Annotated in this window: 28 protein-coding genes; 27 read left to right on the plus strand and 1 reads right to left on the minus strand. The window is 40.6% G+C overall.

What is annotated here, in order from left to right; translation table 11 throughout:
- Positions 1 to 61: 61 nt before the first annotated feature.
- From aroC to ypjB, 20 genes are all read left to right on the plus strand, one after another.
- Positions 62 to 1,234 carry a chorismate synthase gene (gene aroC, locus ABVJ71_RS02295; protein WP_353855417.1) on the plus strand — a complete coding sequence of 391 codons (1,173 nt, stop codon included), beginning with the start codon at positions 62 to 64 and terminating at the stop codon, positions 1,232 to 1,234.
- Entirely contained in the window at positions 1,234 to 2,325 is a 1,092-nt protein-coding gene (gene aroB / locus ABVJ71_RS02300; protein ID WP_353855418.1) for a 3-dehydroquinate synthase, read from the plus strand. The genes aroC and aroB overlap by 1 nt, the downstream gene beginning before the upstream one ends.
- Positions 2,322 to 2,705: a chorismate mutase gene (aroH, locus tag ABVJ71_RS02305; protein ID WP_353855419.1), complete on the plus strand. Its 384-nt coding sequence runs from the start codon at positions 2,322 to 2,324 to the stop codon at positions 2,703 to 2,705. The genes aroB and aroH overlap by 4 nt, the downstream gene beginning before the upstream one ends.
- A 234-nt stretch (positions 2,706 to 2,939) precedes the next feature.
- A complete protein-coding gene (gene trpE, locus ABVJ71_RS02310) occupies positions 2,940 to 4,487 on the plus strand; it encodes an anthranilate synthase component I (protein ID WP_353855420.1) in 1,548 nt (515 codons plus the stop codon).
- Positions 4,459 to 5,481: an anthranilate phosphoribosyltransferase gene (trpD, locus tag ABVJ71_RS02315; protein WP_353855421.1), complete on the plus strand. Its 1,023-nt coding sequence runs from the start codon at positions 4,459 to 4,461 to the stop codon at positions 5,479 to 5,481. Before trpE ends, trpD begins: the two co-directional genes overlap by 29 nt.
- The gene (gene trpC, locus ABVJ71_RS02320; RefSeq protein ID WP_353855422.1) at positions 5,474 to 6,226 is read left to right on the plus strand and encodes an indole-3-glycerol phosphate synthase TrpC; all 753 of its coding nucleotides are present in this window, start codon (positions 5,474 to 5,476) and stop codon (positions 6,224 to 6,226) included. Before trpD ends, trpC begins: the two co-directional genes overlap by 8 nt.
- A complete protein-coding gene (locus ABVJ71_RS02325) occupies positions 6,223 to 6,891 on the plus strand; it encodes a phosphoribosylanthranilate isomerase (RefSeq protein ID WP_353855423.1) in 669 nt (222 codons plus the stop codon). Before trpC ends, ABVJ71_RS02325 begins: the two co-directional genes overlap by 4 nt.
- Positions 6,872 to 8,080: a tryptophan synthase subunit beta gene (gene trpB, locus ABVJ71_RS02330; protein WP_353855424.1), complete on the plus strand. Its 1,209-nt coding sequence runs from the start codon at positions 6,872 to 6,874 to the stop codon at positions 8,078 to 8,080. The genes ABVJ71_RS02325 and trpB overlap by 20 nt, the downstream gene beginning before the upstream one ends.
- The gene (gene trpA / locus ABVJ71_RS02335) at positions 8,067 to 8,870 is read left to right on the plus strand and encodes a tryptophan synthase subunit alpha (RefSeq protein ID WP_353855425.1); all 804 of its coding nucleotides are present in this window, start codon (positions 8,067 to 8,069) and stop codon (positions 8,868 to 8,870) included. Before trpB ends, trpA begins: the two co-directional genes overlap by 14 nt.
- 11 nt (positions 8,871 to 8,881) lie before the next feature.
- On the plus strand, positions 8,882 to 9,979 hold the full coding sequence (hisC, locus tag ABVJ71_RS02340) for a histidinol-phosphate transaminase (protein WP_353855426.1): 1,098 nt from the start codon (positions 8,882 to 8,884) through the stop codon (positions 9,977 to 9,979).
- A gap of 116 nt (positions 9,980 to 10,095) precedes the next feature.
- A complete protein-coding gene (locus tag ABVJ71_RS02345) occupies positions 10,096 to 11,211 on the plus strand; it encodes a prephenate dehydrogenase (RefSeq protein WP_353855427.1) in 1,116 nt (371 codons plus the stop codon).
- An 11-nt stretch (positions 11,212 to 11,222) separates the two neighbouring features.
- Entirely contained in the window at positions 11,223 to 12,509 is a 1,287-nt protein-coding gene (aroA, locus tag ABVJ71_RS02350) for a 3-phosphoshikimate 1-carboxyvinyltransferase (protein WP_353855428.1), read from the plus strand.
- 291 nt (positions 12,510 to 12,800) lie between these two features.
- On the plus strand, positions 12,801 to 14,072 hold the full coding sequence (locus ABVJ71_RS02355) for a tetratricopeptide repeat protein (RefSeq protein ID WP_353855429.1): 1,272 nt from the start codon (positions 12,801 to 12,803) through the stop codon (positions 14,070 to 14,072).
- A gap of 74 nt (positions 14,073 to 14,146) precedes the next feature.
- Entirely contained in the window at positions 14,147 to 14,686 is a 540-nt protein-coding gene (locus tag ABVJ71_RS02360) for a ReoY family proteolytic degradation factor (RefSeq protein ID WP_353855430.1), read from the plus strand.
- A gap of 61 nt (positions 14,687 to 14,747) precedes the next feature.
- A complete protein-coding gene (locus ABVJ71_RS02365; RefSeq protein ID WP_353855431.1) occupies positions 14,748 to 15,194 on the plus strand; it encodes a YpiF family protein in 447 nt (148 codons plus the stop codon).
- Between the two features lie 144 nt (positions 15,195 to 15,338).
- A complete protein-coding gene (locus ABVJ71_RS02370) occupies positions 15,339 to 15,845 on the plus strand; it encodes a ubiquinol-cytochrome c reductase iron-sulfur subunit (protein WP_191095835.1) in 507 nt (168 codons plus the stop codon).
- A 2-nt stretch (positions 15,846 to 15,847) separates the two neighbouring features.
- Positions 15,848 to 16,522, plus strand: coding sequence for a menaquinol-cytochrome c reductase cytochrome b subunit (gene qcrB / locus ABVJ71_RS02375; protein ID WP_353855432.1), 675 nt, complete (start codon positions 15,848 to 15,850; stop codon positions 16,520 to 16,522).
- A gap of 40 nt (positions 16,523 to 16,562) precedes the next feature.
- Positions 16,563 to 17,330, plus strand: a complete 768-nt coding sequence (locus ABVJ71_RS02380) for a c-type cytochrome (RefSeq protein WP_353855433.1) — start codon at positions 16,563 to 16,565, stop codon at positions 17,328 to 17,330.
- A gap of 103 nt (positions 17,331 to 17,433) precedes the next feature.
- On the plus strand, positions 17,434 to 18,027 hold the full coding sequence (locus ABVJ71_RS02385; RefSeq protein WP_353855434.1) for a DUF1405 domain-containing protein: 594 nt from the start codon (positions 17,434 to 17,436) through the stop codon (positions 18,025 to 18,027).
- 65 nt (positions 18,028 to 18,092) lie between these two features.
- Entirely contained in the window at positions 18,093 to 18,896 is an 804-nt protein-coding gene (gene ypjB / locus ABVJ71_RS02390; protein ID WP_353855435.1) for a sporulation protein YpjB, read from the plus strand.
- Between the two features lie 31 nt (positions 18,897 to 18,927).
- On the opposite strand, the gene ABVJ71_RS02395 is transcribed toward ypjB, so the two are convergent.
- Positions 18,928 to 19,800, minus strand: coding sequence for a YitT family protein (locus ABVJ71_RS02395; protein WP_353855436.1), 873 nt, complete (start codon positions 19,798 to 19,800; stop codon positions 18,928 to 18,930).
- 137 nt (positions 19,801 to 19,937) lie between these two features.
- Here ABVJ71_RS02395 and ABVJ71_RS02400 point away from each other — a divergent pair, with 137 nt between their 5' ends.
- Genes ABVJ71_RS02400 through ABVJ71_RS02430 form a run of 7 tightly spaced genes read left to right on the plus strand, consistent with a single transcriptional unit; the run spans position 19,938 to position 25,509 of the window.
- Positions 19,938 to 20,273, plus strand: a complete 336-nt coding sequence (locus ABVJ71_RS02400; RefSeq protein WP_353855437.1) for a nucleotide pyrophosphohydrolase — start codon at positions 19,938 to 19,940, stop codon at positions 20,271 to 20,273.
- A gap of 5 nt (positions 20,274 to 20,278) precedes the next feature.
- Positions 20,279 to 21,082, plus strand: coding sequence for a 4-hydroxy-tetrahydrodipicolinate reductase (gene dapB, locus ABVJ71_RS02405; RefSeq protein WP_353855438.1), 804 nt, complete (start codon positions 20,279 to 20,281; stop codon positions 21,080 to 21,082).
- A 17-nt stretch (positions 21,083 to 21,099) separates the two neighbouring features.
- Positions 21,100 to 21,519 (plus strand): methylglyoxal synthase, encoded by a 420-nt coding sequence (mgsA, locus tag ABVJ71_RS02410; protein WP_353855439.1) that lies wholly within the window; start codon positions 21,100 to 21,102, stop codon positions 21,517 to 21,519.
- Complete coding sequence (gene bshB1, locus ABVJ71_RS02415; protein WP_353855440.1) at positions 21,506 to 22,210, plus strand: bacillithiol biosynthesis deacetylase BshB1; 705 nt, start codon at positions 21,506 to 21,508, stop codon at positions 22,208 to 22,210. Before mgsA ends, bshB1 begins: the two co-directional genes overlap by 14 nt.
- A 2-nt stretch (positions 22,211 to 22,212) precedes the next feature.
- A complete protein-coding gene (gene bshA, locus ABVJ71_RS02420; RefSeq protein WP_353855441.1) occupies positions 22,213 to 23,358 on the plus strand; it encodes an N-acetyl-alpha-D-glucosaminyl L-malate synthase BshA in 1,146 nt (381 codons plus the stop codon).
- A complete protein-coding gene (locus ABVJ71_RS02425; RefSeq protein WP_353856526.1) occupies positions 23,351 to 24,538 on the plus strand; it encodes a CCA tRNA nucleotidyltransferase in 1,188 nt (395 codons plus the stop codon). The genes bshA and ABVJ71_RS02425 overlap by 8 nt, the downstream gene beginning before the upstream one ends.
- On the plus strand, positions 24,526 to 25,509 hold the full coding sequence (locus ABVJ71_RS02430) for a biotin--[acetyl-CoA-carboxylase] ligase (RefSeq protein WP_353855442.1): 984 nt from the start codon (positions 24,526 to 24,528) through the stop codon (positions 25,507 to 25,509). The genes ABVJ71_RS02425 and ABVJ71_RS02430 overlap by 13 nt, the downstream gene beginning before the upstream one ends.
- Positions 25,510 to 25,689 lie beyond the last annotated feature (180 nt).

Here is a 25,689-nt window from a genome sequence, read left to right on the forward strand (position 1 = left end):
TACTAGCAAATATGATATAGTTTTACTTAAAAGCGTTAATGCGATGAAGGGAGATTGAGTCATGAGGTACTTAACAGCAGGTGAATCACATGGTCCACAACTGACCACAATCATTGAAGGAGTTCCAGCGGGACTTTACATAGAGAAAGAGGACATTAATTACGAACTGGCTAGAAGACAAAAAGGTCATGGTCGCGGCAGAAGAATGCAGATTGAAAAAGATCAGGTGGAAGTGCTAAGCGGTGTCCGGCACGGGAAAACATTAGGTTCTCCAATTACACTTGTTGTTGAAAATAATGACTGGAAGCACTGGACGAAGGTGATGGGAGCAGAGCCGATTACCGAAGAAGAAGAGAGTGAAATGAAACGTCAAATCTCTCGTCCAAGACCGGGGCATGCTGATTTAATTGGTGCTATTAAATATGGTCATCGCGATATGCGTAACGTGTTAGAGCGTTCATCAGCCCGCGAGACAACAGTGCGTGTGGCAGCAGGAGCAGTGGCGAAACAAATTTTAGCTCATCTTGGAATCAAAGTAGCCGGTCACGTACTTGAAATTGGTGGAGTGAAAGCAACTGATACAAAATACGAGTCTATTGAAGATTTGCAAAGAGTAACAGAAGAATCGCCTGTACGCTGCTATGACAGCAAAGCAGCTCAAAAAATGATGGATGCCATCGACGAGGCAAAGAAAAACGGTGACTCGATCGGCGGCATTGTTGAAGTGATCGTTTATGGCATGCCGGTTGGAGTAGGAAGCTATGTTCATTATGACCGTAAACTAGACAGTAAGCTTGCTGGCGCCGTCCTAAGCATCAATGCTTTTAAAGGTGTCGAATTTGGTATTGGATTTGAGGCAGCATCTAAAAAAGGCAGTGAAGTTCATGATGAAATCATTTGGGACGAAGAAAAGGGATATACGAGGAAAACGAATCGATTAGGCGGTCTTGAAGGCGGAATGTCGACAGGCATGCCAATTGTCGTAAGAGGTGTGATGAAGCCAATTCCAACACTTTATAAGCCACTTCAGAGCGTTGACATTGAGACAAAAGAGCCATTTTCTGCAAGCATTGAACGATCAGATAGCTGTGCTGTACCAGCTGCAAGTGTTGTTGCAGAAGCAGTTATTGCTTGGGAGATTGCGGATGCGGTCGTTGAACAGTTCGGTCTTGACCAAATTGACCGTATAAAAGAAAATGTAGAAAAAATGCGTCAGCTTCAGAGGGAGTTTTAATGAAGACTTTGGAAGTCAGTACGTCTTCATCGAATTACCCTGTATACATCGGTGATGGCATTAGACGGAACATCGTAGACCTGATTACTTCCACAAGATGCTCCTATACTAAACTGTTGATCGTAACAGATTCAGCAGTTGATGCCATTTACGGCAGCGAAATGGTTCGTTTCCTTGAACAGAAGTGGTCCGTTCAAAAAGTGGTCGTTCCAAATGGAGAACAATCGAAATCTTTCTCGCAGTTTGAGCATATCCATACCAAAGCTATTCAGTTTCAGCTCGACCGCTCTTCCTGCATCATGGCTCTAGGAGGCGGAGTGATTGGTGACTTGGCTGGTTTTGTTGCCGCCACTTATATGAGAGGCATTGATTTTATTCAGGTTCCGACAACTTTGCTAGCACATGATAGTGCGGTTGGCGGGAAAACAGGAATCAATCATCCGCTTGGTAAAAACTTAATTGGCGCTTTTCATCAGCCAAGGGCTGTAATCTATGATACAAGCATGCTTGATACACTATCTGACACAGAGCTTAGATCAGGCTTTGCTGAAGTCATTAAACATGCGCTGATTTCAAGTAACGACTTTTTATCAGAACTTATGAGCATTCGTTCTCTGACAGAATTATCAAAAGAACAGCTGGCACATATGCTGTATCAAGGAATTCAAGTGAAAGCGTCCATTGTACAAGAGGACGAAAAAGAACAAGGCGTTCGTGCATTTTTAAACTTAGGGCATACACTTGGGCATGCCATTGAAGCAGAGTATGGATATGGAGCCATCACTCATGGGGATGCAATCGCTATTGGGCTGCAGTTCGCCTTATATGTGAGCGAGAAGCATTTAGGTCTAAGTCTCAATCGTTCTGACCTTAAAGAGTGGATGAAAGGTTTGGGATTCCCAGTACAGATCAGACAAGATATATCCACAAATATTTTTGTGGACCGAATGGTTGGTGACAAAAAGGCAATAGGAGGTCGTGTTCAATTTGTTTTATTAAAGCAGGTTGGAGACGTTACTTTACAATCGTTCACAAAAGAAGAGCTACATGACTGGCTCGAAAAATGGAAACGGGAGGACGGATGTCTATGATGTTTCGCGGAATACGTGGGGCTACAACTGTGACAGAAGATACAGAAGTAGAAGTTGTAAATAAAACGAAACAACTGTTAGAAGCGATTATTTCAAAAAACCAAGTGGAACCAGAACGTGTTGTGCAGATTTTAATTTCTGCTACTCAAGATATTCACTCCGTTTTCCCAGCAAAAGCACTTCGCCAGTTTGAGGGCTGGACGTATGTCCCTGTTACTTGTATGCAGGAACTGGACATCAATGGAGGGCTGAAGCATTGCATTCGGGTGTTAATGACAGTCCAAACGGATATGAAGCAGGAAGACATAGAGCACGTGTATTTAGAAGAAGCAGTGACGCTTCGCCCTGATTTACAGTTGACAAAAAACAAGGAATTATAATACGATATGTACAGCCGAAGTTTACGCATAGGTGTAAACGGCAAACGTAATTTTAGAGAAGATGAGAATGAGACTAGGGTAGTTGAGATGAGTAGAGTTGAGCAGAGATACGATACTTCTATTTAATCATACTGCCTAAAAGGGGAACCCTCTTTTAGGCTTATTTCGTATACTCAAACAAATGCACCTATAATTCCCCCTCATTCTCCTTAACATTATTTAAGGAGTGTGTCTATGAATTTTCAATCAAACCTTACCCAATTTTTACAAGATAGTCTATCTTACAAAACAATCCCCATTGTTGAAACCATTACAGTGGATACGATCTCACCTATTCAAATTGTTGAGAAGCTCAATCATGACATTGTGTATCTGTTAGAAAGCAAGGATGAGTCTTCTAGCTGGTCAAGATATTCTTTCATTGGTTTACATCCATTTTTAACATTACAAGAGAAACAGCACCAATATATTGCGCTTGATGCCGCAGGGCAGGAGGTGATGCAAAAGTCAGAGCTGAAAGATTTACTAGACTGGATGAATGACCATTATCAAATCAAGACACCAGACGTTGACATTCCGTTTACGGGAGGAGCTGTTGGCTACTTAGGTTATGATCTCATACCTAGCATTGAACCATCCGTCAGGTCGCATGCAAAAGCATCGACATCAGATAACTGTACATTGTTTGTCTGTCAAACCATGATTGCATTTGACCATAAAACCAACCATGTCTATTTTATTCAATATACTCAACTGACAGGGAATGAAACAGAGGACGAAAAAATACAAGCATACAACAAAAATCATGAGAAGCTCAAAAAAATGATTCAACAGCTCCACATGCAAATTGACATGAAAGAATTAATTTTATCAGGGAATCTAAATGAACCGCCGTCCTTTGATCAGGTCACCTCCACTTATGAAAAAGCGCAATTTTTAAACGATGTAGAAAAAATAAAGGAATACATTAGAGCCGGTGATATTTTTCAAGGGGTTCTCTCACAGCGTTTTGATATGCCCGTGACCGTGAGTTCATTTGAATTGTATCGTGTCCTTCGGATTGTGAATCCTTCACCGTATATGTATTTTATTAAATTGAAAGATCGTGACTTAGTAGGCAGCTCTCCAGAACGATTAATACATGCGAGAAATGGACATTTAGAAATTCATCCAATCGCCGGAACAAGAAGAAGAGGGGCGACAAAAGAAGAGGATGCTGCACTTGCAAAAGAGCTGCTCCATGATGAAAAAGAAAAAGCAGAGCATTACATGCTAGTAGATCTTGCAAGAAATGATGTAGGGCGCGTCGCTGAATATGGGAGTGTATCAGTCCCAGTCTTCACAAAAGTGGTGAACTTTTCACATGTCATGCACATGATCTCAATTGTGACAGGAAAACTGAAGCAGGATACTCATCCAGTAGACGCATTAATGTCAGCCTTTCCGGCTGGGACATTAACAGGTGCACCTAAAATTAGAGCCATGCAATTATTAAATGAGATGGAGCCAGAGCCAAGAGAAACGTATGGCGGTTGTATTGCCTATATTGGGTTTGACGGTAATATTGATTCCTGCATCACCATTCGAACCATGAGTATTCAAAACAATACCGCATCCATACAGGCAGGTGCAGGTATTGTAGCTGATTCTGTTCCTGAAAACGAGTGGGAAGAGACGTGCAACAAAGCTGGAGCGCTACTTAAAGCGATTCAACTTGCTGAACATATTTTCTCAGAAAAGGAGAGTGTGCAAGATGAATCAACGGCTATTAGCTCTCGTTAATGGGGCTCTTTTAACTGAAAAAGAAGCAAGCTTGTTGATGCACGATATGATGAGCGGCTCTTTATCAGATGCTGAAGTTGCGGCAAGTCTATCCATCTTAGCTCATAGAGGAGAAACATCAGAAGAGATGACAGGTTTTGTGAAAGCGATGAGACAGAATGTAGCTCCAATGGATGAATCTCTTGATGTCGTTGATACGTGCGGCACTGGAGGAGATGGCTTATCGACGTTTAACATATCGACAGCCGCTGCCATTGTAGCCTCTGCTGCCGGTGCTAAAATTGCGAAACACGGAAATCGTTCTGTATCTTCCAAAAGCGGGAGTGCCGACGTACTAGAATGTCTTGGCATCCAAATACAATCAACACCTGAAGAAACAAGACGACAAATACAACAGAAAAATATGGGATTTTTATTTGCACCGCTCTATTATTCATCCATAAAACAGGTAACAACAGTTCGTAAGCAGCTCGGATTTCGGACGGTATTTAATCTTATAGGCCCGCTTTGTCATCCAATGCAAGCCAAAAAGCAAATCATCGGTGTGTACTCAAAAGAAAAAGCAAAGTTAATGGCTAAAGCCCTTGCTCCTTTAGAGCCAGAACATGTCCTATTTGTTAGCGGAGAAGATGGGCTAGATGAATTAACCATTACAGCAAATTCGTATGTGATTGAACTGAAGAAACATGTGATGAAAGAGTATACGCTCAATCCAGTCGACTTTGGATTGAAAAAAGGACAATTATCAGACATACAAGTAAATTCACCAGAAGAGAGTGCACACATTATTCAGAATATATTGAATCGTCAAATAGAAGGGGCGCCGCTTCATATTACAGCTCTGAATGCAGGTGCCGCTTTATATGTGGCAGGAAAGACAGATAGTCTCATGGCAGGAACATTAAAAGCCTTAGAAACCATCGAAAACGGTTCAGCGAAAGAACAATTAGACCGTTTAAAACAAAAAAAGAAAGAGGGAAAAATCTATGCTTGATCAAATTATTGCTCGTAAAAAAGAACATGTCCAAACGCTACAATTACCTGTTGATGGAAAGTATGAAAGGCGGTCATTTAAAGATGCACTGATGAATCCTCATCGCTTTATAGGGCTCATTGCTGAGGTGAAAAAAGCATCTCCTTCCAAAGGAATCATTCAGCCAAATTTCGATCCTCTTCAAATAGCGAAAGCATACGAAACATCAAAAGCAGATTGTTTATCTGTACTGACCGATGAGCCCTTTTTTCAAGGGAAAAATGAGTACCTATCTCTCATTAAGGAGCATGTCTCATTACCGATTTTAAGAAAGGATTTTATCATTGATTCAATACAAGTAGAGGAGTCAAAACGTATAGGTGCAGACGCAATTTTATTGATTGGAGAAGTGCTTGAGACGCAAAAGCTGTATGAGCTGTACACTGAAGCAAAAGAAAAAGACCTTGATGTTCTTGTTGAAGTTCATGCGGCAAAAACGCTAAGTAACATTTTAGATGTATTTACCCCAGAGATGATCGGAGTGAACAATCGGAATTTAAATACGTTTACGACGACAATCGAGCAAACAAAGGAGATTGCTCCTCTTGTGCCAGATGATGTCATGCTGGTGAGTGAAAGCGGCATCCAGACATTTGGTGATTTAACTTTTGTTAAAGAGCAAGGAGCTAGAGCGGTTCTTGTTGGCGAATCTTTCATGAGGGAAAGTTCACAAGAAAAAGCCGTCAGGACATTGTTTGGTGAATGACGGTGATGAAGCCATATATGAAATATTGCGGTGCTGCATCACGAGAAGATGTCGAGTGCATCTCACAATCTCGCGGAGATGCCATAGGATTTATCTTTGCACCAAGTAAAAGGCAAGTACAGCCAGATCAAGTGAAACACTGGTTAGAACAAACAAAGTGCAGTAAAGATGTTGTAGGTGTGTTTGTGAATGAAGAGATAAATAGAATCTGTGAGATCACAAGCAAAATCCCGCTCAGCATTGTACAGCTTCACGGGGATGAAACACCAGAAGAAGCACAGGAAATAAAACAACAAACAGAGGCTATCGTATGGAAAGTGTTTCATCACGAACCCCATCTACTCGCTACACTTGAAAAAATGACGAACTACGCTCCTGTTGTAGATGGGTTTCTCATTGACGCTAAGGTAAAAGGAATAAGAGGCGGTTCTGGAACTGCTTTTGCATGGGAGGCGGTGCCAGCATACGTTCAGCATGCAAAGCGTCTTAAGAAGACATGCGCCATTGCAGGCGGGGTGACGCCGGCATCTATCACGAAGCTGCTCGACTATGGTCCAAAAGCCATTGATCTTTCAAGCGGAATAGAAGAAAACGGAAAGAAAAGCAGCGCAAAGATCAAGGCGCTTGAAGAAAGGATGTTCAGTTATGTACGCATATCCAAATGAGATTGGCAGATACGGAGAATTCGGGGGCAAATTTGTTCCCGAGACACTCATGCAGCCACTGGAGGAAATCGAAAGAGCTTTTCGTGAATTAAAAAAAAATCCATCTTTTCAAAAGGAGTATATAGACCTTTTACAAAACTATTCCGGCAGGCCGACTGCCCTCACATATGCTGATCAACTATCAAAACACCTCGGCGGTGCGAAAATTTACTTAAAAAGAGAAGATTTAAATCATACGGGTGCTCATAAAATTAACAATGCCCTTGGTCAAGCACTGCTTGCAAAGAAAATGGGAAAGTCAAAAATTATCGCTGAGACAGGAGCAGGTCAGCATGGTGTAGCAGCTGCAACAGTTGCCGCAAAGTTTGGACTATCCTGCATCGTTTTTATGGGAGAAGAAGATGTGGAAAGACAATCACTGAATGTTTTCCGAATGAAACTGCTTGGCGCTGATGTCATACCTGTCACCGCCGGAAATGGCACACTGAAAGATGCGACAAATGAAGCCATTCGCTATTGGGTGCAGCATTGCAGTGACCATTTTTATATGATTGGATCAGTTGTTGGTCCTCATCCATATCCTCAAATCGTCAGCGAATTCCAGCGAATGATCGGTGATGAGGCGAGAGCTCAGCTTCTTGAAAAAGAAGGTCAGCTTCCTCATAAGGTCATTGCTTGTGTTGGCGGTGGAAGTAATGCAATTGGAATGTATCGAGCTTTCTTAGATGATGATGTTGATATCATTGGTGTAGAAGCGGCTGGGAAAGGAATAGATACACCGCTGCATGCAGCTACTATAACGAAAGGGACAAAAGGTGTCATTCATGGATCTTTGACATATTTGATTCAAGATGAATTTGGTCAAATCATTGAGCCATATTCAATCTCTGCTGGATTAGACTATCCAGGCATCGGACCAGAACACGCATACTTACATGAGAGCGGAAGAGTTCAATATGTGAGTGCCACAGATCAAGAAGCGCTAAATGCTTTGAAATTGCTGACAGAAAAAGAAGGAATTTTGCCAGCGATTGAATCAGCACATGCCTTAGCGAAAGCATTTGATATGAGTCGTGACATGAATCAAGATGACATCATCCTTATCTGCTTGTCAGGAAGAGGGGATAAAGATGTCCAGACTTTGATGAATGTGCTTGAAAGTGAGGATGAAACAAATGATCACATTTAATCTAAAGCAAGAAGAAAAATTATTTATCCCATTTATCACTGCAGGAGATCCGGCTGCACACATCACAATTGATCTAGCAATAGCCCTTCAATCAGCTGGTGCACATGCAATAGAACTAGGGGTTCCTTATTCCGATCCGTTAGCAGATGGTCCTGTCATTCAAAGAGCTTCAAAGAGAGCTTTAAATCATGGCATGAATATCGTAAAAGCGATAGAATTAGCAGGAGAGATGAAAAAAAACGGGGTGAAAATTCCTGTAATCCTATTTACGTATTATAATCCTGTGTTACAATTAGATACAGAATACTTTTTCGCTTTACTGCGCAAAAATCATATTTCGGGACTCTTGACACCCGACTTACCGTTTGAAGAGAGCAGCGAGTTACAGGCGAACTGTCGAATACATGATATCTCATATATTTCACTCGTTGCACCAACAAGCAAAGAACGACTGGAAAAAATCGTAGAGAAGGCAGAAGGTTTTGTGTATTGTGTTTCATCTCTTGGTGTAACAGGTGTCAGACAATCCTTTGACGCATCCATTTCTGATTTTATTCAACAAGTGAAACAGTTAAGTCAAATCCCGGTTGCTGTAGGTTTTGGCATTTCAACAAGAGACCAAGTAGAGTCAATGAATGATATCAGTGACGGTGTGGTTGTGGGTAGCGCACTTGTAAAAAAAATTGAAGAGCTTCAAGGGCAGTTGCAGTCAATCAATACACGTCAAGAAGCTTTAAGAGAATTTGAAACATATGCAAAAACATTTAGTCCCCTCTATTCATTCAAATGAGGTGAAACATATTGCAAATTAAGGAACAATTAAAACAGCTCAAACCGTATCAACCTGGGAAACCAATCGAAGAAGTAAAAAAAGAATATCAATTAGAAAAAATTGTGAAACTGGCTTCAAATGAAAACCCTTTTGGCTGTTCAGAACTTGCAAAAGAGGCCATTCAAGCCGAGCTTGAACAATTAGCAATTTATCCTGATGGGTATAGTGCGAGTCTAAGAGCTGAACTGGCTGAATTTCTTCATATAAATGAAAAACAATTAATATTTGGGAATGGCTCTGATGAACTTGTGCAAATTATTGCGAGAGCATTTCTTGACCAACATACAAATACAGTCATCCCTTCTCCATCATTTCCACAATATCGTCACAATGCAGTGATTGAGAATGCAGAAATTCGAGAAGTGCCTCTTTTAGAAGGTGGCGACCACGATCTACAAGGGATGTTAGATGCCATTGATGCTAATACGAAGGTAGTTTGGGTATGTAATCCAAATAACCCGACTGGTAATCATTTATCAGAAAAAGAGCTTGTGGCGTTTTTAGATCAAGTACCGGCACATGTACTTGTTGTATTAGATGAAGCGTATTTTGAGTATGTTCGGGCGGACGATTTTCCAAATAGTGTATCATTATTAAACTCATATCAAAATGTCATCGTACTTCGTACGTTTTCTAAAGCATATGGACTTGCTGCACTTCGAGTAGGTTATGGGATTGCGTCAGAGGAGCTTATTTCCTCAATTGAACCTGCTAGAGAGCCGTTTAATACAAGCCGTATTGCACAGGCAGCTGCGCGTGCAGCAATAACCGATCAAGACTTTATTCAATCATGCAGACAGAAAAACGAAGCAGGTCTTATGCAATATCATGAATTTGCTGAACGTTTTGGTTTGTTTATTTATCCATCTCAAACCAACTTTGTCTTAATTGATTTTAAAAGAGATGCGGATGAATTGTTCAATGCACTATTGAAAAAAGGATATATAGTTCGTTCTGGTAAAGCGCTTGGTTTCCCAACATCTCTGCGTATTACCGTTGGCACAAAAGAGCAAAATGAAGAAATCCTAAGTACGCTTGCAAATTTATTACAAGGCATTCGAGCGTAGAATCACAATGAAGTCATATCCTGCTTTAGGATATGGCTTTCATTGTACCAATATCAACATACATAGAACCCATTGAATGGTCTTGTTTAATTTTTGTGAAAAATCAGGTGATGAATATGAACGATGCAAATGAAACAATCTTAATCGCTGGACTAGGTTTAATTGGTGGTTCAATTGCACTGTCTATCAAAAAAGAATACCCCCATAAAAAAATTGTAGGCTACGATGTTTCTGATGAGCAAATGGTTGCTGGTACAAAACTTGGGATTATTGATGAAACAACAGCTTCATTTATGGAAGGCCTAAAAAAAGCGACAACCATTATTTTAGCAACACCGGTACAACAAACCATCAAAATGCTAAATGATATTGCAGCATCTGGTATTGAGAGAGAACTTACAATTACTGATGTCGGGAGCACGAAGCAAAAGGTAGTTCATTTTGCTGAAAAAACAATGCCTCCTCATTATCAATTTATTGGTGGGCATCCAATGGCAGGTTCTCATAAATCAGGTGTTATTGCAGCCAAAGATTTCTTATTTGAGAACGCATTTTATATTTTAACGCCAACAAATAGAACGAGTCGTGAAGCTGTTGATCGTTTGAAGGATCTATTAAAAGGAACAAATGCCCACTTTATTGAAATGACTCCAGAAGAACATGATGCCGTTACAAGTGTCATTAGTCACTTCCCGCACATAGTGGCTGCAAGTCTTGTTCATCAAGCGCATCATTTTGAAGAACAATTTCCGCTTGTGAAACGTTTTGCAGCTGGAGGCTTTCGAGATATTACCCGTATTGCTTCAAGTAATCCTGCGATGTGGCGAGATATCCTCATACACAACAAAAACAAAATTTTGGATCGCTTTCATGAATGGAAAAAAGAAATTGACCGCATTGAATCCTTTGTTCAAAAAGAAGATGCCGAAGGTCTATACTCCTATTTTCAAGATGCAAAGGAATATCGTGACGGGCTTCCTTTGAGGAAAAAAGGAGCAATACCTGCTTTTTATGATCTTTACGTTGATGTTCCTGATCATCCCGGTGTCATTTCGGAGATTACGGGTCATTTAGCTAGTGAAAATATTAGTATTACAAATATACGCATTATTGAAACGCGCGAAGACATTAACGGTATTTTAAGAATTAGTTTTCAAACAGATGATGATCGCAAGCGGGCAGAAATCTGTATAAAAAATAGAGCGAATTACGATACATTTTATGCTGACTGAGGTGACAAAACATGAAAATTCATAAAACCGCTCCAATGAATGGAGAAATTCATATTCCAGGTGACAAATCCATCTCTCACAGATCGGTGATGTTGGGTGCAATTGCTGAAGGGACAACAGTGGTGAAAAACTTTCTCCCTGGAGCAGATTGTTTAAGTACGATTGATTGTTTTAGAAAGATGGGCGTAGACATTCAGCAAAATGGTTCGGATGTTGTCATTCATGGAAAGGGTCTTGATAAACTGAAGGAGCCAAGCGAAATTCTCGACGTTGGCAATTCCGGCACAACCATTCGGTTAATGATGGGTATTTTAGCTGGCTGTGAGTTTCACAGTACACTCATCGGTGACGAGAGTATTGCCAAAAGGCCAATGAAACGTGTTACGGACCCACTTAAACAATTTGGCGCCAAGATTGATGGCAGGGCCAATGGCGAGTATACACCACTTTCCATCCGTGGAGGGAATTTAAAGGCAATTTCCTATGAATCTCCAGTTGCAAGTGCGCAAATTAAATCGGCTGTCCTTTTAGCTGGACTTCAAGCAAAAGGAACGACAACGTTAACTGAACCACACAAATCAAGAGATCATACGGAAAGAATGCTCTCAATGTTTGGTGTGACATTACATGAAGATGCGCAAAGTGTTTCGATTGAAGGTGGACAAACGTTAAATTCAACTGAAGTTTTTGTACCTGGAGACATTTCTTCTGCTGCATTTTTCCTAGTTGCTGGCTCAATTGTTCCAAATAGCCGTATTGTGTTAAAGAATGTCGGTTTAAACCATACAAGAACTGGCATACTTGACGTGCTTAAACAAATGGGTGCAAACTTAGAAATCAATGAAGTCGATACCAAGGGTGGAGAGCCTTATGGTGATTTGACGATTTCTACTTCTTCATTAAAGGGCATTGAAATTTCTGGAGATATGATCTCTAGGCTCATTGATGAAATTCCAGTCATTGCGCTCCTTGCTACTCAAGCGGAAGGGACTACAATAATAAAAGATGCTGCAGAGTTAAAAGTAAAAGAAACAAATAGAATTGATACGGTTGTTTCAGAATTGAAAAAGCTTGGTGCTGATATTGAAGCTACGGATGATGGAATGCGAATTCATGGGAAAACCAACCTTAAAGGCGGTGTGGTTGTCTCAAGCTACGGTGATCATCGAATTGGGATGATGTTAGGTATTGCAGCATGCATAACAGATCAAGAAATTGACATTGAAGATACTGAAGCAGTCCGTGTATCTTACCCGAATTTCTTTGAACACATTGAATATTTAACGAAAACAGTCTGAGGATGCCCTCAGGCTTTTTTCTTTCCTTTTGCATATTTGAGAGAAATATAGCATAGCTTGTCTCAAGATGAAACCTTGAAAAAAATCATTTTATTAGTTTAAAAATGATTTTTGTACATCACGCAGTTTACAAAACGTCAATTTAGTAAAGTATTTAATGAAAAAGAGTCCCTAAAACAACAAAATGGCTTCATTTCAAAAGAGCAACATATTTGCTGGAAGTTCAGCTGTGGATTATGATATGAAGTAATAACAGTTTAGATTTGTGGAAACAGAAAGGATCGGTTTGATTTGAATAGTTCATTACAAGAAGCCATAAAATTAGTTGAGGCAGGTGAGACTGAAAAAGGACTCAAAACACTTGCGCAGGCTGAAAAGCATTTGCATGATGAAGAAAAAGCGCAAGCAGCTCAGTTATATTATGACTGGGGGGATATCGACAAAGCGCGCAAGCTGATCAGTGATTTACATGATTTATATCCAGAAGAAACCGGATTAACCTGTTTTTATGCAGAACTGTTAATTGATTCAGACGAAGAGGAAAAGGCGATCTCTGTATTAGAAACGATTCCTGAAGATGATGATGCATATCCAGAAAGTCTATTATTAATGGCTGATTTGTATCAAATGCAAGGACTATTTGAAGTCAGTGAACAAAAACTCCTGAAAGCGAAAGAACTACTTCCGAATGAAGCTGTCATTGATTTTGCTCTAGGGGAACTGTATTTCTCCCAAGGTCTTTCGAAGAAAGCAGCTGACTATTTCTATAAAGTTGCGAAACAAAGGGATGAGATTGGTGGCGTCAATGTATATCAGCGGCTAGCCGAATCGTTAAGTACAGCAGGAGAATTTGAAGATGCACTTGAATGGTACGAAAAGGCAGTACAAGACCAAGCAGACCCGAATACACTATTCGGATACGGGTTAACTGCTATGAGGGCTGGCAGGACGAAAACTGCCATTCAACAGCTTTCTGAGTTAAAAGACATTGATCCGTCTTATTCTACGCTTTACATGCCTTTAGCGAAAAGTTATGAGGAAGAAGGACTGTATCACGAAGCATTAGAGGTAGTAAAAGCGGGTATTAAAATCGATGAGTATAACAAAGAACTATACTTATACGGTGCAAAGATTGATTTGAAAAATGGAAATGCAGAAGATGCTAAAAAACTTCTTCAGGAAGCACTTGCGCTTGACCCTGGATATATTGAAGCGGTTCACACTTTGCTTGCTATTTATTTAAATGAAGAGCTTTTTGATGAGATTCTTGACTTGATCAAAGAAGTAAAAAGTTTTGGGGAAGATGATCCGAAGTTTAATTGGTATGCAGCTTCTGCTTCTGTCGGACGAGAAGAGTACAAAGAAGCCGCCGAGTACTTTAAGCTTGCTCTGCCTGATTTTGATAAGGAACGAGACTTTTTATATGAATACGCTTCGTTTCTTTTAGAAGAAGGCAGACAAAAAGAAGCATTGCCGTTATTGCGTAAAGTTCTTCAGAAAGATGGCACGAATGAAGAAATTGAAGAAACGATTTTAAGAATTGAAGACGAAATTTCCTTGTAGTTTGCAGGAATGAAGAGCTGTTTGTTGAATAATTCATGTATAGCAATTTATTTTACGATAGAGGAGGGAATAACATGCAGACCCCTGTTTCTGTCAATGAAAAGAAGGAATTTATCCGATGGTTTTTAAACCATTATCAACTAAAGCGAAGAGAGTGTGTTTGGATATTAAATTATTTAATGAGTCACGACTCTTTGATGGAAAAGGTCCATTTTGTAGAGCAAGCAGACTTCTGCCCAAGGGGAATCATTATGTCAACACACTGTGTGGATGAAGTTCCCTTTAGATTTTATAAAGAAAATATCATGACGACAGATGCTGAAAAGTCATTTCATGACATTCGGCTGAATAAACAGCAAGATTTGTTTATTCAATTGAATTTCCGTTCTGCTTATCGTTCGCCGGAATACGCAGCTGTTCTTGAAACAAACCCGCATATTCCAAAGAATCTTTACGAAAATGAACAGGATAAGGATCTGGCTGAGAAAGTGCTCGATCATTCAATTGCCACTTTTCAAAAGGAACGTTTAATGAAGGAAATAGATGATGCTCTTGACCGTCATGATCAAGAGACATTTGCTAAGCTGGCAAAAGAATTAAATCTATTATCATAACCTGAACCATAAGCCTTGCCCTATCAGGCAGGGCTTATGTCCATGAAAGAGGGGGAAATGAATGAAGTGGAAGGCGGAGGACGCAGACTGCTTTTTGCAATCTCGAGATTACATTGATACCGCTATCATTCCATTAGTTGGGATTGATGTAGGGCAAATCAAACAAACAGTGTCATTGGGGGAGTTTACAACACTTGTAGCGGAGGAACTTGAAAGGCAGTTAAAAGGGAGAGTATTTCTTTTCCCTCCTTATACATATTTAGAAGCAAATGAAAGTAAAAAAATAGAACTTCTCACGATGGAAAAATCATTACAAGATCATTTTCAGCATGTGGTGTTTGTCACATCTGATCGCATTTGGCGACAACATACAGAGATAAGTGATTCACTCTATATGTTGAAGCCGGTTCCCCTTGAGCATTTAAAAGTAGATCTTAAGCAAAAAATTATCCAGGACAGTGTAGAACAAATTTTGAACTTTTTGTTACAAAAATGGAACCCTTCATAAAAACCCTTACATTTGCATTGTACATAGCTTTTTAGGCTGTTGACCTTGTGAATAGATTGATATATTATGAGGGTGTCCTAGTTTTTATGAAATTTTTTCTAATTCAGTTATAAAGTAGCTGACGACCTGAGGGGGGAGAAAAAAATGAGCGAGAAGAGACATGGAGTGTCCAGGCGTCAATTTTTGAATTACACGTTGACCGGCGTGGGGGGATTTATGGCCGCTGGAATGCTCATGCCTATGGTTCGCTTTGCACTTGACCCTGTACTAAAAGGAACAGAGGAGCAAGATATGGTTCAAGTTGTTAGTGTTGATGAACTGACAAAGGAACCAAAGCGCTTTGACTTTAAAATTGATCAAGTGGATGCGTGGTACGAGTCAAAGGAATCTAGGTCAGCGTGGGTGTACAAAGAAGGGGATGAAATTGTCGCTTTATCGCCAATCTGTAAACATTTAGGATGTACAGTGAACTGGAACAGTGATCCGAAAAATCCTAACAAATTTTTCTGCCCGTGTCACTATGGGCTGTACGACAAGGATGGTACAAACGTACCCGGAACTCCGCCGCTTGCACCGCTTGATCACTATAAGCAGCAAGTGAAGGACGGATACCTCTATCTTGGAAAAGCTGTGCCGAAAGGGGAAGGGTAACGATGCTTAACAAGATTTATGATTGGGTAGATGAGCGGCTAGACATCACACCGATATGGAGAGATATTGCGGATCATGAGGTGCCAGAGCATGTCAATCCAGCACACCACTTTTCTGCTTTTGTGTATTGTTTTGGCGGTTTAACGTTTTTTGTGACAGTCATTCAAGTCCTTTCGGGCATGTTTTTAACAATGTATTACGTGCCTGATATTAAAAATGCATGGGAATCTGTCTATTATTTGCAAAATGAAGTGGCATTTGGACAGATTGTCAGAGGGATGCACCATTGGGGTGCGAGTCTAGTTATTGTCATGATGTTTTTACATACGCTAAGGGTCTTTTTCCAAGGGGCGTATAAGAAGCCAAGAGAGCTCAACTGGATTGTTGGAGTATTGATTTTCTTTGTGATGCTCGGGCTCGGTTTCACAGGTTACCTTTTACCATGGGATATGAAGGCGCTGTTTGCGACGAAGGTAGGCCTTCAAATTGCAGAGGCGACGCCTTTCATTGGAAAAGAGATTAAAATCCTGCTTGCAGGTCATCCAGACATTGTAGGAGCACAAACGCTGACGAGATTTTTCGCTATCCATGTCTTTTTCTTGCCAGCGGCATTATTTGGGCTGATGGCCGCCCACTTTATCATGATTCGTAAGCAAGGAATTTCTGGACCGCTATAAAATATGCGTTTGATGAATGTTCAATGAGGAGGGGATGACTTTGCATAGGGGAAAAGGGATGAAATTTGTCGGAGATTCCAGGGTTCCGGCAGAAAGAAAACCAAACATACCTAAAGACTATTCCGAATATCCAGGAAAAACAGAAGCCTTTTGGCCAAACTTTCTTTTAAAGGAATGGCTTGTCGGTTCCGTTTTTTTAATTGGATTTCTTGTCCTGACTGTTGTTCATGCACCTCCGCTTGAGCGGATGGCTGATCCAACAGATACTGGCTATATTCCGCTGCCGGACTGGTATTTCCTTTTTTTATACCAGTTATTAAAATATGAATTTGCTGCTGGAAGCTATACCGTGGTTGGTGCAATGATTATGCCAGGAATTGCGTTTGGTGCACTCTTGCTCGCACCATTTCTTGATTCTGGTCCTGAACGCAGACCGTATAGAAGACCAATTGCTGTAGGAATGATGCTTCTTGCAATTGGTGCAGCGACATATTTAACGTGGGAGTCTGTAGCAACTCATGATTGGGAAGCAGCTGCAAAACAAGGTGAAATCAAGAAAGAAGCGGAAATTGATACCTCAGCCGAAGAGTATAAAATTTATCAAGAGCAAACGTGTATTTCCTGTCATGGAGACAATATGCAAGGCGGTGCAGCTGGACCGTCACTTGTTGACAACGGACTTGCGCCAGAGGAAATCGCTAAAATCGCTGTAGAAGGAAAAGGGAACATGCCAAAGGGCGTCTTTAAAGGCAGTGATGAAGAACTTAAAAAGCTCTCTAAATATTTATCTGAGATCAAATCCAAATAATTCAGTTGTGTATTTGCAGGTACAAGGATATACTCAAAATAGAAAAAAGCTGGCGGCTGTCAGCTTTTTTTCTGATTTTAACAGATCGTGAGTGAAGAGAAACATGAGATGGATTCAATATCTACTGGCAGAGCGCTACATGCTAGTCTTTTTGATGATTGTGAACTTTCTAGGTACTGTTTATGGCTACTATTGGTATATCCCGCAGTTGATAGATACACCGGCCATATTTTTACCTTTTGTTCCGGATAGTCCAACGGCTAGCTTTTTCTTTTTATTTGTATTACTAGCGTTTATGATGAAGGGCCATGCCCCTTATTTTGAAGCGCTTGCTCTTGTTACCTTGATGAAATATGGATTATGGGCCGTGGGTATGAATATTCTAGTGCTCTTATCTATTGATGATTTTCCGTGGGAAGGATACATGCTGATTGGTTCTCACTTTGCGATGGCGGTTCAAGCTGTCCTTTTTGCACCGTATTATCGTTTTAACATGCGTCATTTGGTTGTAGCAGGTATTTGGACTTTACACAATGATGTGATTGATTATGTATTTGGGATGATGCCGCGGTACTCTATGCTTTCTGCATATTCGAATGAAATTGGCTATGTTACGTTTTGGTTAAGTATCGCTGTTCTTCTTTTTTCATATTATCTCGTCTTATCCAAAAAAGCGGTCAAGCTCGAACTCCCTTAACAATGTTGGTCTAACCTTGTCCTTTTCTTCATACGCTGTATGGAGAAGGGCTAGGAGGGACTTGCATGAAACGAAAGCCAATCGTGATGATTCTATTACTTTTTCTCGTAATACATCCAACTGTTGCAAAAGGTGAGGAAACGGCTGCTAAAGCGCTGAATGAACTAACGGAACTATCAGATTCTATCTTTCAATTAACGAGACAAGCTAAATATGATGAGGCGTTACAAGTCGCATTATATGTTGAAAAGACTTTTAAAGCTGGGAATTGGCGTGGAACTCTGTCTCATACGCAGGTGCGGCAAATTACACTTGGCTATCAAGATATAATTAAGGTGCTTCAGCAGAAAAATGTGGATGACCGGGAAAAGCTTCGTTATGCATCTCAGTTTAGAATGTTGCTAGACGCTATTCAATCGGATTCTGAACCGCTTTGGGGATCATTAGAAAAGCCGATTATGGGGTCATTTCCTATTTTGAAAAAGGAAGTAAAGAATCCTGAATCGACAACATTCTATGAAACTTGGAATGAATTTGTTTCTTTATACGATATGATTTATCCTAGTTTAACGATTGATATTCCGCTAGAAAGACTTCAAACGATTAAACAGCACATTGAAGTGATTGAACAAGGGGAATTTTTAAAAGCATCAAGTGGGACAAAGCTTGAGCGTCTCACAAGACTGGAAGAGGAACTATCCAGTGTGTTTGCCAACGTCGATCAAGATGAAGCAGACCCTTCACTTCTATGGGTCATTTTAACAACAGGCAGTATGATTTTATTGACATTAACGTATGTAGGGTTTCGCAAATATCGTGCTGAAAAAGAGAAGAAGCAAAAGCGTCAAGCTGACTATCCGAAGTCATAAAAAAGAAGCACCACTTGATGGGCTTCTTTTTTTAATGAGGATTGAGCGGCTTTTTGTGTTCATCTAATGTGAAGCCTTCACCGAGAACGTCATGTACATCATTAACCGATACGAATGCATGAGGGTCAACAGAGGTCACCACACTCTTTAGGTGGACAAGCTCATTTTTAGGAACGACACAGTAAAGGACATTGCGTTCCTGCTTCGTATATGAACCGACACCTTTTAAAATGGTCACACCGCGCTCCATTTCCTCTGTGATTTTCTTTTGAATGATGTCATCCTTTTCGGAAATAATCATAGCTCCCTTTGCAGCATAGGCTCCTTCTTGCATGACGTCAATGACTTTTGCCGCAACAAATACGGCGACGAGTGTATACATGGCTTCTTTGTAATTTAAATAGGTCAGAGAAATGGTAATCACGCATGCGTCGAATATAAACATCGTTCTTCCCATGGCAACCTGATAGTGCTTATTAATGAGTCTTGCGATGATATCGACGCCGCCTGTTGTACCGCCGTTTTTAAAGATGATTCCAAGGCCTGTTCCGATAAACACACCTGCAAAGAGTGACGCTAAGGCTAAATCGTGCTGAAGAGGCATATGTATTTGAAAGCGCTGGAATATGGCAAGAAATACAGATAGGCTGACTGTTCCTACAATCGTATATGTGAACATTGTTCTGCCGAGCATTTTCCAACCGATAAAGAAGATGGGAATGTTTAAGACAAGGTTTGAAATGGACGGATCGATATGAAATAGAAAATATAAAAGCAGTGTAATTCCTGTAAATCCGCCTTCTGCCAAGTTGTTTTGCATATTAAAATGAACAAGGCCGAAAGAAAAAATCGCAGATCCTATTAGAATAAACACGATATTTTTAAGACGAATTTCTTTTAGCAAAAGATCACTCCTTTTTTTGCTTAGACAGCGATAATATTATATGGTATGGGAGAGAAACAAGCAAACGGAGTTTTAAACATTTGTCAAATATTGATGATTTCGCTAACATGTAAGAGACAGATAGGAGGATGAGCTTCATGACGATTGAAAAAACGCTACGTCACGTGCAGCAAGAAGTAGATGATTACATAGGACAATTTAAAGAAGGCTACTTTAGCCCGCTTGCCATGATGGCTCGTCTGACAGAGGAGTTAGGTGAGCTGGCAAGAGAGGTCAACCATTACTATGGAGAAAAACCGAAAAAAACAACTGAAGCTGAAAAAAGTATGGAAGAAGAAATTGGTGATGTATTGTTTGTTTTAACATGCCTTGCCAATTCACTTGATATTTCACTTGAAGAAGCTCACGATCGTGTGATGCATAAATTCAATACAAGAGACAAAGATCGCTGGACGAAAAAAGAAGGGAAGTAGATACGATGACGAATCAAACCATCAAAGTTGTGATCGCTGGAGCAAGAGGAAGAATGGGGATAGAGGCTGTCAAACTGGCAGAAGAAACTAGCCATTTTGAGCTAGTGGCTGCCCTTGATCATACACATGAAGGGAAAGCACTATCTGATGTGATTCATACAACATCAAACGCTCCTATTTATACGGATATTGATATTTGTCTTTCAGAAACAAAACCTGATGTATTAATTGATCTCACGACACCAGAAATCGGAAAAGTACATACAAAAAAAGCGCTTGAACATGGCGTGCGTCCAGTCGTTGGGACAACTGGTTTTTCAGAAACTGACTTGAAGGAACTACAGCAATTGACAGAAGAAAAGGGGATTGGCTGTATTATCGCACCAAACTTTGCCATAGGTGCCGTTTTAATGATGAAGTTTGCAAAAATGGCGGCAAACTACTTTTCTGACGTTGAAATCATTGAGCTTCACCATGACAAAAAGCTGGATGCTCCGAGTGGTACAGGGTTAAAAACAGCGGAAATGATTGCAGAAGTGAGAGAAAGCAAAAAGCAGGGACATCCAGAAGAAAAAGAAGTAATACAGGGCGCAAGAGGTGCAGATTATGACGGAATTCGTTTGCACAGCGTACGGCTTCCGGGGATGATTGCTCACCAAGAAGTGCTGTTTGGTATGGATGGACAGACGTTAACCATTCGCCATGACTCTTATAACCGTGCATCATTTATGTCAGGTGTGAAGCTATCGGTGGAGCAGGTCATGCACATTGATCAGCTCGTATATGGCTTAGAACATATTATTGATTAAAAAGGAGTGGATGCCTGATGAAAATTGCTTTAATCGCTCATGATAAGAAAAAAAGTGACATGGTTCAGTTTGCAATTGCTTACCGTGATATTTTGGCGGATCATACACTTTATGCAACAGGGACAACAGGTCTGAGAGTGAAAGAGGCTACAGGGCTTCGCATTCATCGTTTTCAATCAGGACCACTGGGCGGAGATCAGCAAATTGGCGCTATGATTGCTGATAATGCCATGGATCTTGTGCTCTTTTTTAGAGATCCGCTAACCGCTCAGCCGCATGAACCGGATGTGTCTGCACTCATCCGGTTGTGCGATGTGTATTCCATTCCTTTAGCAACAAATATGGGAACAGCAGACATTTTAGTTAGAAATTTGAATAAAGGTGCTTTTGATTTTCGAAACGTAGTCAATAGTGGAGGAATAAATGAAACGACTTGATATACTTGCGTTCGGAGCCCATAGCGATGATGTAGAAATTGGGATGGGTGGAACGATTGCAAAATACGTAAAAAAAGGGGCTCATGTCGGTATTTGTGACTTGACCCAAGCTGAATTATCATCGAATGGAACGGTAGAAATCCGAAAAGAAGAAGCGAAAAAAGCAGCGGCCATTTTAGGCGTTACTACTCGAATCCAGCTCACATTACCAGATAGAGGACTTTATCGTAATGATGTAGCGATTAAAGAAATTGCTGCTGTGATCCGAACATACAAACCGAGCATCATTTTTGCCCCGCATGAACAAGATCGACACCCAGATCATGGTCATGCGGGCTCGCTTGTAGAGGAGGCTGCCTTTTCTGCAGGTATACATCAATTTGAAGATTCATATAAGCAGCCAGCGCATAAAGTCAGCAAGATATATTATTACATGATTAATGGTCACCATCGTCCAGACTTTGTGATTGATATATCTGAAGAGATGGACCAGAAAATGAATAGCCTGCATGCGTATGAAAGTCAATTCATTAAATCAAAACATTCAGTGGATACGCCACTTGTGAATGGATATATTGATTTTGTCAAAATGAGAGAGTCTTTGTACGGAAGAGAAGTCAATAAGGCATATGCTGAAGGGTTTTTTACGAAGAAACCGCTCTTAGTTGATGATGACTTACTTGGGGGGTAAACATGAAAAAATTGAAGATCGGAATTACTTGTTATCCAAGTGTAGGTGGTTCAGGAATTATTGCCACAGAACTTGGAAAGCTTTTAGCTGAAAAAGGGCACGATGTTCATTTCATTACCTCAAGCATTCCGTTTAGACTGAATAAAGTGTATCCGAATATTTATTTCCATGAGGTTGATGTCAATCAATATGCCGTTTTTCAATATCCGCCTTATGACCTTGCATTAGCAAGTAAATTAGCAGAAGTCGCAAAACGAGAAAAGCTGGATATTATTCATGCTCATTATGCTGTTCCGCATGCCGTCTGTGCTTTTTTAGCAAAACAAATGACGGGTCAGTCGGTAAAGGTGGTCACGACTCTTCACGGGACGGATATTACGGTTTTAGGATATGATCCTTCGTTAAAGGAAGTCATTCGTTTTGCGATTGAATCATCTGATCGCGTAACGGCTGTGTCTCATTCGTTAGTCGCACAGACGTACGATTTGATTAAACCAAATAAAAAGATCGACACCATCCATAACTTTCTCGATGAGCGTGTTTATATGCGTGAAGATCATGAGCTGCTGAAGACACATTATGGTATTTTACCAGACGAAAAGGTCATCATCCATGTGTCTAATTTCCGAAAGGTGAAACGAGTACATGATGTCATTCATGTCTTTAAAAAAGTCTCAGAACAAGTGAATGTAAAGCTATTACTCATTGGAGATGGCCCTGAAAAATCGGTTGTCTGTGAACTTGTGAAAAAATTAGGGCTGACGGACCGTGTGTTGTTTTTAGGAAAGCAAGAGAAGGTAGAGGAGATTTATTCGATCAGTGATCTGAAGCTACTGCTTTCTGAGAAGGAGAGTTTTGGGCTTGTGCTTCTTGAAGCAATGGCATGTGGAGTGCCTTGTATTGGGACAAATGTTGGCGGTATTCCAGAGGTCATTACACATGGAGAAACAGGTTTTCTTGTCCCGCTCGGCGATATAGACGAAGCAGCAAAGTATGCCGTCGCTCTATTGAAAGATGAAAAGCTGCATCAACAAGTGTCTATGGCAGCCTGCTCAAGTGTTCATACCCGATTCTCCTCTGAAAAAATTGTCAGTGAATATGAGAAGCTATATCAAGAACTGGTCGAAGGTGATGATGAAGATGAATGAACCATTCACACATGCAGTTCCTATATTACATACATTGCATCAAAACGGGTATCAGGCTTATTTTGTCGGTGGAGCTGTGAGAGATGTTCTCATGGGCCGAGAAATTGGGGATATAGACATTGCGACTGATGCGACGCCTGACGCAGTGGAATCTCTATTTGATCACACGATTGATGTTGGCAAAGAGCATGGCACGGTCATTGTGATACATGATGGAGTCAGCTATGAGGTCACAACTTTTCGAAGTGAATCTGAATATGAAGATTTTCGCAGACCTAAAGAGGTGCAATTTATCTCATCACTTAAGGAAGATCTTTTCAGAAGAGATTTAACGATCAATGCGATTGCCATGGATGTAAATGGTGAGATCATTGACCATGTGGGAGGCAAAAAGGATATTCAGCGGAAACGAATCCAGACCGTTGGCGATCCGGCGTGCCGTTTTCAAGAAGATGCACTTCGGATGATGAGAGCCGTGCGTTTTATAAGTCAGCTAGGTTTTCAGCTTTCAGATGCAACCGCTGATGCAATGAAAAAAGATAAACATCTGCTTGCAAATATATCTGTTGAGCGCAAAAAGATTGAAATGGAGAAACTTTTAAAAGGTCGCTACTATGAACAAGCCATTCGAATACTCATTGAAACAAAATTATATGAAGAATTGCCCTGCCTAAGTAAGTATGGACTTAACGAACAACTGCAAACGTTCCCGTTTTATTTGTTAGATGGGTTAGAAGAAGTATGGGGTGCATTCATTCATTTACTTGGCCTTCATGAAAAAGAGGCTGTGTCCTTTTTAAAAGAATGGAAGCTGTCGACTAAACTTTTGAAAGAAGCCATCGCTATCAGTAAGTACGTTGATTGTAACTGGAATGCTGAGAAGATGTTTGAAGCTGGTGAAAGCGTGCTGTTATCCAGTCTTAAAGTGACTCAGTTGAAACATGAGCGCCGCATTTTCTTTGATGAGCTAGAAGCGGCAAAACGTTCATATGATGCATTACCTATTAAGAATTTGCAGGACCTTGCTCTTTCAGGGAAAGATTTAATGGCCATTCGGCAAAAAAAGGCAGGTAAATGGATTGCAGAGGAGCTAGACTTCGTGAAGAAAGCGGTTCTGCAAAACCGGCTGGAAAACCGAAAAGAAGCCATAGAGGAGTGGCTCATTGCATGCGATCAATGATTAGAAAACGATTAATCGAATTATTTACCTCTGCGCCACAAGACTTTGTCTCCAGCCAGCAAATTTGTGATGAGTTGGGCTGCTCCCGAACGGCAGTATGGAAACACATAGAGGACTTACGAAAAGAGGGCTATGAGTTAGAAGCTGTTAGAAGAAAAGGATACAGACTTCTTCGCAAGCCGGATAAAATTAGTGAGGATGAAATTCTTTTTGGTCTGGAAACAGAGACGTTCGGTAGACATATTTATTTCCAAGAGGAAGTAACATCTACTCAGCTCATCGCTCATGATCTTGTAAATGAAGGTGCTCCTCATGGAACGCTTGTTGTGAGTGATCACCAGACGAAAGGAAAAGGTCGTCTGCAAAGAAATTGGCATTCGCCAAATGGTACAGGAATTTGGATGAGCTTGATCGTACGTCCTGATATTCCTCTGCACAGAGCGCCGCAAATGACCTTGCTTGCATCTGTAGTGATTACAGAAGCGATTGAAGAACTGACGGGTTTGACGCCATCTATTAAATGGCCTAATGATATTTTGTTAAATGGAAAAAAGGTCGCTGGCATTCTGACTGAATTAAGAGCAGAAGCTGACCAGGTTCATGCTGTGATTATTGGTCCAGGCATTAATGTAAACCAAACGGCAAGTGACTTTCCAGAGGAATTAAAGCATGCAGCCACAAGTGTGCGAATGGAACTTGGTGAAAAGGTAGACAGAGCTGCGCTGATTCAAAAAATTATGTACATCTTTGAGAAAAGGTACGATGATTATATGACACATGGATTTGCACCGATTAAACATCTATGGGAAGCGTATACGATAACACTGGGCGAGCGCATCATTGCCCGCACCGTCAACGGACAATATACTGGAAAAGCACTTGGGATTAATGATGAAGGCGTCCTTTTACTTGAGACAGCGGAAGGAATTCAAAAGATATATTCAGCAGATATAGAGCTCAAGTCAACTTAAGTGGAACACCCGGCGCATTTTTGTTATACTTCGTGTGGACAGTATCTGAAGAACTGTACCTGTTAGAATGATCAAAATATCAATTTCTGCCTTGATCCTAAGGGACTTGGACAGAGGGATGATTCGCCTGCACATGAATGAAAAGAAGCATGTGAATTAAAGGCAAGCATTTCCTCTCCA

The organism is Bacillus sp. Bos-x628, assembly GCF_040500475.1.
GTDB classification, from domain to species: Bacteria; Bacillota; Bacilli; order Bacillales; family Bacillaceae; genus Bacillus; species Bacillus maqinnsis.

Coding starts and splice junctions, on each gene's coding strand:
- aroH (WP_353855419.1), top strand. CDS start 2,322: ATGATGTTTCGCGGAATACGTGGGGCTACAACTGTGACAGAAGATACA.
- aroC (WP_353855417.1), top strand. CDS start 62: ATGAGGTACTTAACAGCAGGTGAATCACATGGTCCACAACTGACCACA.
- aroA (WP_353855428.1), top strand. CDS start 11,223: ATGAAAATTCATAAAACCGCTCCAATGAATGGAGAAATTCATATTCCA.
- bshA (WP_353855441.1), top strand. CDS start 22,213: ATGAAAAAATTGAAGATCGGAATTACTTGTTATCCAAGTGTAGGTGGT.
- ABVJ71_RS02345 (WP_353855427.1), top strand. CDS start 10,096: ATGAACGATGCAAATGAAACAATCTTAATCGCTGGACTAGGTTTAATT.
- dapB (WP_353855438.1), top strand. CDS start 20,279: ATGACGAATCAAACCATCAAAGTTGTGATCGCTGGAGCAAGAGGAAGA.
- bshB1 (WP_353855440.1), top strand. CDS start 21,506: ATGAAACGACTTGATATACTTGCGTTCGGAGCCCATAGCGATGATGTA.
- trpA (WP_353855425.1), top strand. CDS start 8,067: ATGATCACATTTAATCTAAAGCAAGAAGAAAAATTATTTATCCCATTT.
- aroB (WP_353855418.1), top strand. CDS start 1,234: ATGAAGACTTTGGAAGTCAGTACGTCTTCATCGAATTACCCTGTATAC.
- trpD (WP_353855421.1), top strand. CDS start 4,459: ATGAATCAACGGCTATTAGCTCTCGTTAATGGGGCTCTTTTAACTGAA.
- ABVJ71_RS02365 (WP_353855431.1), top strand. CDS start 14,748: ATGAAGTGGAAGGCGGAGGACGCAGACTGCTTTTTGCAATCTCGAGAT.
- ABVJ71_RS02325 (WP_353855423.1), top strand. CDS start 6,223: ATGACGGTGATGAAGCCATATATGAAATATTGCGGTGCTGCATCACGA.
- trpE (WP_353855420.1), top strand. CDS start 2,940: ATGAATTTTCAATCAAACCTTACCCAATTTTTACAAGATAGTCTATCT.
- ABVJ71_RS02400 (WP_353855437.1), top strand. CDS start 19,938: ATGACGATTGAAAAAACGCTACGTCACGTGCAGCAAGAAGTAGATGAT.
- trpC (WP_353855422.1), top strand. CDS start 5,474: ATGCTTGATCAAATTATTGCTCGTAAAAAAGAACATGTCCAAACGCTA.
- mgsA (WP_353855439.1), top strand. CDS start 21,100: ATGAAAATTGCTTTAATCGCTCATGATAAGAAAAAAAGTGACATGGTT.
- ABVJ71_RS02430 (WP_353855442.1), top strand. CDS start 24,526: ATGCGATCAATGATTAGAAAACGATTAATCGAATTATTTACCTCTGCG.
- ABVJ71_RS02425 (WP_353856526.1), top strand. CDS start 23,351: ATGAATGAACCATTCACACATGCAGTTCCTATATTACATACATTGCAT.
- ABVJ71_RS02385 (WP_353855434.1), top strand. CDS start 17,434: ATGAGATGGATTCAATATCTACTGGCAGAGCGCTACATGCTAGTCTTT.
- trpB (WP_353855424.1), top strand. CDS start 6,872: ATGTACGCATATCCAAATGAGATTGGCAGATACGGAGAATTCGGGGGC.
- ABVJ71_RS02360 (WP_353855430.1), top strand. CDS start 14,147: ATGCAGACCCCTGTTTCTGTCAATGAAAAGAAGGAATTTATCCGATGG.
- ypjB (WP_353855435.1), top strand. CDS start 18,093: ATGAAACGAAAGCCAATCGTGATGATTCTATTACTTTTTCTCGTAATA.
- qcrB (WP_353855432.1), top strand. CDS start 15,848: ATGCTTAACAAGATTTATGATTGGGTAGATGAGCGGCTAGACATCACA.
- ABVJ71_RS02370 (WP_191095835.1), top strand. CDS start 15,339: ATGAGCGAGAAGAGACATGGAGTGTCCAGGCGTCAATTTTTGAATTAC.